The organism is Streptacidiphilus anmyonensis (genome assembly GCF_000787855.1).
Lineage (GTDB): Bacteria > Actinomycetota > Actinomycetes > Streptomycetales > Streptomycetaceae > Streptacidiphilus > Streptacidiphilus anmyonensis.
The window spans coordinates 1-7,628 of record NZ_BBPQ01000046.1 but is presented as its reverse complement, the minus strand read 5'-3'; the positions used below and the strand labels follow the sequence as shown (position 1 = coordinate 7,628).

Annotated in this window: 9 protein-coding genes and 1 riboswitch; of the genes, 4 read left to right on the top strand and 5 right to left on the bottom strand. The window is 75.4% G+C overall.

Annotated elements, in window-relative coordinates; genetic code table 11:
• A partial coding sequence (locus TR50_RS29595; protein WP_042429083.1) for a MerR family transcriptional regulator occupies positions 1-737 on the bottom strand: 737 nt, incomplete at its 3' end.
• 244 nt (positions 738-981) lie between these two features.
• On the opposite strand from TR50_RS29595, the gene TR50_RS29590 reads away from it, so the two are divergent.
• From TR50_RS29590 to TR50_RS29580, 3 genes are all read left to right on the top strand, one after another.
• Positions 982-2,292 (top strand): NAD(P)/FAD-dependent oxidoreductase, encoded by a 1,311-nt coding sequence (locus TR50_RS29590; protein ID WP_042428977.1) that lies wholly within the window; start codon positions 982-984, stop codon positions 2,290-2,292.
• Between the two features lie 73 nt (positions 2,293-2,365).
• A complete protein-coding gene (locus TR50_RS29585; RefSeq protein ID WP_042428975.1) occupies positions 2,366-2,761 on the top strand; it encodes a hypothetical protein in 396 nt (131 codons plus the stop codon).
• A complete protein-coding gene (locus tag TR50_RS29580; RefSeq protein ID WP_084701179.1) occupies positions 2,758-4,332 on the top strand; it encodes an SDR family oxidoreductase in 1,575 nt (524 codons plus the stop codon). The genes TR50_RS29585 and TR50_RS29580 overlap by 4 nt, the downstream gene beginning before the upstream one ends.
• A gap of 116 nt (positions 4,333-4,448) precedes the next feature.
• Here TR50_RS29580 and TR50_RS29575 read toward each other — a convergent pair whose 3' ends face one another.
• The 4 genes from TR50_RS29575 to TR50_RS29560 all read right to left on the bottom strand — a co-directional run bounded on the left by TR50_RS29575 (position 4,449) and on the right by TR50_RS29560 (position 6,878).
• Positions 4,449-5,306, bottom strand: coding sequence for a bifunctional 5,10-methylenetetrahydrofolate dehydrogenase/5,10-methenyltetrahydrofolate cyclohydrolase (locus TR50_RS29575; protein WP_042428973.1), 858 nt, complete (start codon positions 5,304-5,306; stop codon positions 4,449-4,451).
• A 24-nt stretch (positions 5,307-5,330) separates the two neighbouring features.
• Positions 5,331-5,416: riboswitch (ZMP/ZTP riboswitch) on the bottom strand.
• Positions 5,393-5,986 carry a DinB family protein gene (locus TR50_RS29570; protein ID WP_042428970.1) on the bottom strand — a complete coding sequence of 198 codons (594 nt, stop codon included), beginning with the start codon at positions 5,984-5,986 and terminating at the stop codon, positions 5,393-5,395. It overlaps the preceding riboswitch by 24 nt.
• Before the next feature lie 65 nt (positions 5,987-6,051).
• A complete protein-coding gene (locus tag TR50_RS29565) occupies positions 6,052-6,501 on the bottom strand; it encodes an ATP-binding protein (RefSeq protein ID WP_042428967.1) in 450 nt (149 codons plus the stop codon).
• A complete protein-coding gene (locus TR50_RS29560) occupies positions 6,498-6,878 on the bottom strand; it encodes an STAS domain-containing protein (RefSeq protein ID WP_042428964.1) in 381 nt (126 codons plus the stop codon). Before TR50_RS29560 ends, TR50_RS29565 begins: the two co-directional genes overlap by 4 nt.
• Before the next feature lie 421 nt (positions 6,879-7,299).
• Between TR50_RS29560 and TR50_RS29555 the strand changes: the two genes are divergently transcribed.
• Positions 7,300-7,628: ATP-binding protein (locus tag TR50_RS29555; protein ID WP_160311207.1), on the top strand; the 329-nt coding region annotated here is incomplete at its 3' end.

The window sequence follows — 7,628 nt, the reverse complement described above, 5'->3', positions numbered from 1 at the left end:
ACGGCGTCCAGCGCCAGCGTGTGCTCCTCCCCCGGCGTCGCCGCCAGCAACACCACGGGCCCGCCGAGCGCGACGGCGGCCGCGCGACGGCGCAGCTCGGTGGCGACGTGCCAGGAGAGCAGGTGCTCGACCTCGACGTAGGACTCCCCCACGGCCGCCCAGCGCCGTCCGGCGGCGCGCAGGGTCGGGGCGATGACGTCCTCCCACGCGGTCTCGACGCCCCATCCGTCCACGGCGGTGGCCAGCAGCTCCTGGAGGGTGGGCGCGTCGAGGCGGTCCGCCGCGCGGATCAGTCCGCGGGCGTGCCGTCGGCGGGCGGCGTCGGTGGCGGCGTCCGCCTCGGCGGCGGGCCGGGCGACCGTCCGCGCCGCGCGCGGAGGTTCGCCCCAGAGCCCCGCTGCGACCGCCGCGGAGGCGACCGCCGAAGGGGTGACCGGCGCGGGCGTGCCGGGCGATGGGAACGCCTCGGCCGCGCCCGCGGGTTGCGGCTCCAGGGCGGCGGCGAGCGCGGCCTGGGCGGGAGGCAGGCCCTGGGCGGTGAGCCGGCACATCACCTCCAGCCGGGCGATGTCGGCGGCCGTCCAGCGGCGGTGGTGCCCCTCGGCGCGCTGCGCCGGGCCGATCCCGTAACGGCGTTCCCAGGAGCGCACCGTCACCGGGGAGACGCCGAGGCGGCGCGCCACCTCGCCGGTCGGCAGCCCGGTCCCCTCCTCGGCGCTGGTCGTGCGGCGGCTCACGCGACGACCCGTGGGACGGCGTGAACGGGCATGGCGTTCCTCCGGGTGATCGATCCTGCGCTCAGCGTCGCGGTCGGCGACAAGCCGGGGCACCGTGCATCGATGGTGCATCGCTTCGCGCCGGAACGCCACGCGACGGCCGCGGGCTCGCTACCGGCGGGCCGAGTCGATGCGCAATCGCTGCGCTTCGCCTCCCGGACGGCCGCGCGACGACGGTGGGCGGCACACAAGGGTGGTGGTGCCGATGTCGCGGACCGTGCGGGTGGACGCCGTCGTGGTGGGCGCGGGCCTGGCAGGACTGGCCTGCGCGAGCGACCTGTGCCAGGCGGGACGGGAGGTCATGCTCCTGGAGGAGTCCCGGCACGTCGGCGGGCGGATGGCCTCCGACCGGCGCGACGGCTACGTGCTCGACCACGGCTTCCAGGTCTTCAACACGGCCTACCCGCAGGTCCGCCGACGGGTGGACCTGGCGGCGCTGCGGCTGCGCCCCTTCGACCCCGGCTACGTGCTCGCCAGCGGCGACCGGCGGCTGCTGCTCGCCGATCCGACCCGCCGCCCGGGCGCTGTCGTCCGCGCCGTCACCGGACTGCTCGGGGCCGGCCGTCGGCCCCGCGACCTGGCGGCGCTCGCCGCGCTGAGCGGCCGCGACATGCTGGCACCGCCCCGGCTCCTCAAACGCGGACCGGACACGAGCACCCGTCAGGCGCTGCGCCGGGCGGGGCTCGACGACGCTTTCGTCGACGCCGTCCTCGCGCCGTTCCTCCACGGCGTCTTCCTGGAGCCGGATCTCGCCACCTCCAGCCGCTTCTTCCATCTGGTGTGGCGCAGCATGCTGCGCGGCTCGCTCTGCCTGCCCGAGCGGGGCGTCGGGGCGGTGCCACGCCAGTTGGCCGACGCGCTGCCGCTCGGCACGGTGCGGCTCGGCGCCGGCGTCGAGCGGCTCACCGACGACGGCGTGACGCTGACGGACGGCCTGGCGGTGCACGCCCGCGCGGTCGTCGTCGCCACCGGGCCGACGGCCGCGCGAGCGCTGCTGCCGACGCTGGCCCGGGTGCCGACGCACGCGGTCACCACCGTCCACCACGCCGCGCCCGAGGCGCCTTGGCCCGAGAAGGCGCTGCTGGTCGACGGCGACGGACCGCTGCTGCACACCAGCGTGCTGAGCAACGTCCAGCCCGCGTACGCGCCGCCCGGCGTCGCCCTGGTGTCCACCTCCCTGCCGGGCGTGGCGGACGAGGAGCGGCTGCGGGCCGCGGAGGCGCGCCTGGCCGAGCTGTACCGGACGTCCACGCGCGGGTGGGAGCGAATCGCCGTGCACCGGGTGCCCGAGGCCCTGCCCGCGTCGCCCGTGCCAGGGCCGCTCAGCCGCGCGTGCCGCCTCGCGCCCGGCCGCTACGTCTGCGGCGACCACCGCGCCACCGCCTCCGTCCAGGGGGCGCTCGCCTCGGGCGCGCGTGCGGCCCGCGAGGTCCTGCACGACCTGACGACAGCTCAGTCCTCCCGCCGGTCCCGGCACTCCCCGACGCCGGCGGACGACCCGGCCCGGGTCGGCTGAGCGGCCGGCGCCACACCGCCCGTCCCTCCGACCGAACCGTCCCCTTGACCGCACCGTCCCGAAGGAGGCTCCGATGAGCGAGCCCGACCTGTTGCTCGGCGACACCGTCGGCACGATCGTCGCCACCGGCGTCGACGCGCTGATCGAGCTCGTCGCCGACGGCGTGATGTGGCGCGGTGCGCCGATCGCGGGCGCCGCGTGGGCGCGCGGCCTGCCGCGACCGCTGGGCGGCCGGACCGACCTGCGCGAACGGCTGGCGGTCGCCGGATACCTGCACCTGGAACGGGCCTCCTACCGGGTCGGCGAACGGTGGGTCCCGGCCGGTGCCGTGCGACTGCGGCTGGAGTCCGTCTCCGCCTGGTGGCTGCGCGGCGTCGCCGGGCTGGCGGCGGCGCCTGAGGGGCCGTCGGCACCGGCCGCCCGCGCGGACACGGCGCCCGAGCCGACCGTCGCCGAGGTCGCGTCGTGAACGGCCCCTCGGCCACGGGCCCGTCGACCGCCCGGCCGGCGCCGGGACCGGGCGCGCTGTGCCTGGTCACCGGCGCGACGGGCTACATCGGCGGACGCCTGGTGCGGGAGCTGCTCGTCGCCGGATACCGGGTGCGCTGTCTCAGCCGGAACCCGGACCGGCTGCGCGACCAGCCGTGGGCGGACCGGGTCGAGACCGTCCGCGCCGACCTGGCCGATCCGGCCTCGCTGACGGCAGCCCTGGACGGCGTCGAGGTGGTGCACTACCTGGTCCACTCCCTGGGCACCGGCGCCGACTTCGAGCGCACCGAGGCGACCGCCGCGCGCAACCTCGCCGAGGCCGCCGCGCGCGCGGGCACCCGCCGGATCGTGTACCTCGGCGCGCTGCTGCCGCGCGGCGTCGAACCGGCCGCGCTCTCCCCGCACCTGCGCTCGCGGGCCGCGGTCGGGGAGATCCTGCGCTCCGGCGCCGTGCCGACGGCGGAGCTGCGCGCCGCGGTGGTGCTGGGCTCGGGTTCGGCCTCGTTCGAGATGCTGCGGCACTTGACGGAGCGGCTGCCGGTGATGGTGACTCCGCGCTGGGTGCGCACCCTGATCCAGCCCATCGCCGTGCGCGACGTGCTGCGCTACCTGGTGGCGGCGTCCGCGCTGCCGCGGGAGGTGAACCGCGGCTTCGACATCGGCGGCCCGGAGGTGCTGAGCTACCGCGAGATGATGCTGCGTTACGCCCGCTTCGCGGGGCTGCCGCGGCGCGTGATCGTCCCGGTGCCGGTGCTGTCCCCGGCCCTGTCCAGCCACTGGGTGGGCCTGGTCACGCCCGTGCCCAGGGGGCTGGCCCGGCCGCTGGTCGAGTCGCTGCGCCATGAGGTGGTCTGCCGGGAGCACGACATAGCGCGGTTCGTCCCGGATCCGCCGCAGGGCCTGCTGGGCTTCGACGAGGCCGTCTCGCTCGCACTCGCACGGATCAAGGACGCCGAGGTCACCACCCGCTGGTCCTCGGCGGCGCTGCCGGGCGCGCCGAGCGGCCCGCTGCCCACCGACCCCGGCTGGGCCGGCGGTTCGCTGTACGAGGACGTGCGCCAGGCGGCGGTGTCCGCGAGCGCGGCCGACCTGTGGCGGGTGGTCGAGGGCATCGGCGGCGAGCACGGCTGGTACTCCTTCCCGCTCGCCTGGGCGCTGCGCGGCTGGCTGGACCGGCTCGCCGGCGGGGTGGGGCTGCGGCGCGGACGCCGCGATCCGCACCGCCTGCGGGTCGGCGACTCGCTCGACTTCTGGCGGGTGGAGGAGATCGAACCGGGCCGCCTGCTGCGGCTGCGCGCGGAGATGCGTCTGCCGGGCCTGGCCTGGCTGGAGCTGCGGGCCCAGCCGGACGGACCGACACGCTCGCGCTACATCCAGCGCGCCGTCTTCCACCCCCGCGGTCTGGCGGGCCACCTGTACTGGTGGACCGTGGCGCCCTTCCACTCGGTCGTGTTCGGCGGCATGGCCCGCAACATCGCCCACGAGGCCGCCCGGCAGGACCGCGCCCCGGCGGGGCGGCGACGCCCAAGCCTGGTCGGCGGCCTGTCCTGACGGCCGTTCGACCCGCGCCCGCCCCGCCGTCCTGCGTCAGAGGCTGCGTCAACCCGGGAAGAGGCACGGAAGACACACCTTCCCGGGGTTGATGCGCGTGCCGGCTTCTTCCCCGGTCAGGACCGGATGAGCTGACGTGCTGCCGCGTCGACGGTCTGCGCAAGGAGGACGGCGATGGTCATGGGCCCGACTCCACCGGGGACGGGAGTGATCAGGCTCGCCCGCCTCCGGGCGGTCTCGAAGTCGACGTCCCCGACGTTGCCCGGGTTGTAGCCCGCGTCGACCACCACCGCGCCGGGCTTGATGTCCGCCCCGTCGATGAAGCGCGGCCGGCCGACCGCAGCGACCAGGACGTCGGCCTCCCGCACGATCGAGGGCAGGTCGACGGTGCGGGAATGACAGTAGGTCACCGTGGCGTCCCGCCCGAGCAGGAGCATGCCGACCGGCTTGCCGAGGATGGGACTGCGTCCCACGACCACGGCGTGCTTGCCCGTGAGGTCGACGTCGTACTCGTCCAGCAGACGCATGATCCCTCCGGGCGTGCAGGAGACGAACCCGGGCAGGCCGAAGCCCATCGCCGCGAAGGAGTGCATGGTGACCCCGTCGACGTCCTTTCCAGGGGCGATCGCCTCGAACGCGGCGCGCTCGTCGATGTGCGCCCCCACCGGGTGCTGGAGCAGGATGCCGTGCACGTCCGGATCCTCGGACAACGCGGTGACGGCTTCCACGAGACCGCGGGTGCTCACGGAAGCAGGCAGAGCCACGTGTCGCGAGCGGATGCCCGCCTTTGCGCAACGGGCCTGCTTCATCCGGACATACGTGACCGAGGCCGGGTCCTCTCCCACCAGCACAGTCGCCAGGCAGGGCGACACCCCCGCGCGCCGACGGACGTCCTCGGCTGCTGCCGCGCTGGTCTCGGTGATTCGGCGGGCGAGATCCGTACCGTTCATCAGCCGCGCCTGCTGCGTCTCCATCACGTGCCACTCCTGAGCTCCACGGTGGGGCGCCCAGGCGCACGGCATCGACGAGACGTCAGGCCGCTCCCCGGTGGTACTCCACCTCAGCGCCAGTCACGGCCCACCCCCACCATACCGGCGACGCGCGGTGCGGCCCCGTCCTGCCAGCGGTAGAGATCGCGCAGCAGGGAAATCTCGGCACCGTGATGGATCAGTTCCCTGTTGACGTGCAGGACCCTGTTCTCCATGGGAAACCGCTCGGGACCCGCCGTGGGCGGGTTCTCCAGGTCGGCGTCCGAGAGTGCGCGGACCCCCGCGTTCCATCTCCCATACATTCCATCGAGCTGTTTCAGCGCCTCGTCAGCGGTCCCCGCGTAGGCGAACGCCTCGGAGTCGAAGCCCTGACCGCCGAAGTACCATCCGACCCGATAGCCCAGGCACGAGACGATGATGTGCGCCAGCCGCCAGGCAATCGTGGTCACCGGCGCCGGCACCGGGTCGGTGGACGCGGAGTCCATCGTCCACTCCCCCGAACCGACCGACAGCGGTGCGGCCGACGTGCCACGTGGGCGGATGCTCCAGCAGCCGCGCACCGGCTCCCAGAAGTACTCCTCATCGGTAAGACCGTCCAGCCGCGGCCGCAGGTTCTTGTGCCAGTACCAGTCCAGCTGCTCCGCGAGCCGCTCGCTTCTTGTCATTTCCGCACACTACATACAACGGAGACCGGCTGACGTACCCTTCGGGCCGCGCCGCCGCGAGCGGGTCAGCGGGCGAAGCGGGCCCAGACCGTCTTGCCCGAGGGCTGGGGCGTGCTGCCCCAGGTGTCGCTCAGGCGGTGGACCACCTGGAGACCGTGGCCGCCCGGTTGGGAGGGGTCGCCGGGCTTCTGGAGCGCGGGGGGACGCGACTCGCCGTCCGTCGCGCCGACGACGAGTGCCTCGCCGTCCAGGGTGACCACCAGCTCCCGGACGCCTCCGCCGTGCGTCATCGCGTTGGCGACGAGCTCGGAGACCACGAGCAGGACGTCCTCCGCCCGCTCGCGCTCGTCCGGGTCGGCGGCCTCGGGGTCGGCCCAGCGCCACTCCGCCAGGGCGCTGGCGGTGAAGTCGCGGGCGCGCCGGACCGGGCCGCTCACGTCGCGCAGCCCCAGTCGGCGCACCTGCGGGCCGGGCGCGGGCCGTTGCAGACCGGATTCGGCGCGTGGCGCGTTCATGCGTCCGCCAACGCGGCCGCGACGTCGGCGTGCGTCTCGAAGACGCCGTCCGCGCCGGTGAGTTCGAGCAGCCTGCGCAGCGGCGGGCTGGGCGCGGCGAGCACGAACCGGCCGCCGTCGTCCGTGGTGCGCAGCCGTGCCTTCAGCAGCACGTTGAGGCCGGTCGAGTCGCAGAACGTCAGCTCCGAGCAGTCGACGACGATCCGGGCGACCCCGGCATCCGCGAGCGAACCGGTGGCCCGCGCCAGCGACGGCGCGGTGTCGTGGTCGAGCTCGCCCGCGACCACGACGACTCCGGCCCCGGCCTGTCTGCGGACCGAAACGGTCAACTGGTCCTGGTCGGAGTCCTCGTGGGGAGTCTCGGGCCGTTCGGACATGCGCGTGGTCTCCAACGTGTCGGTGGTCGCCTCAGCGCAGAGGCTACCGCGCACGTTCCCGCGGGGAGACGCCGCCATGCGCGGACCGGGCACGTTTGCGCGTCGCCGAACGCGGTCAGACGCACGGCGTCCGGGGTGACGCGGGGCCCGGACCGTTGTGGAGCCCCCGGTATCCCTCGCCCGGTAGCCGGGGGCTCCCGGCGCGTGACGGCCGGTCGCCCTGCGGCCTGCGCCCGCTTTCCCTCATGCGGCGGACGGCAGGTCAGGCACCGGGCAGGCCCCGGAGCGGCCCCGGGCGGGCCCCGGAGCGGGGATCTGGGCGTGTGCGACTCCCGAGGCTCCGGGCCGTGAGGACGACGACGTCGAGGTGGAGACGGGGTGTGGCGAGATGGACTGCGGACAGGCAAGCGGGACGCGGCCCGTGACCGGGCCGGACGGGCGCACCGCCCGGCGGCAGGCCAGGCTGACGCTGCGGGACAGCGCGGCTCCGGCGTCCGCGGCGCGGCGGTTCTCCCGACTGACGCTCGGCTCCTGGGGGTTGTGGTCCGATGCCGAGGAGCCGGCGGGCGTGGCCGACATCGTCCTGGTGGTCTCCGAGCTGGTGACCAACGCCGCCCGGCACGGCGGCGGCGCCGAGTGGGTCACCCTGTCCGCACGCGGGGGCGGGGACACGATCCGCGTCGAGGTGGCCGACCTGAGCCGGCGGCTTCCGGCGGTGCGGCGGCCGTCCGCCCCCGCGCGCCCGCACGG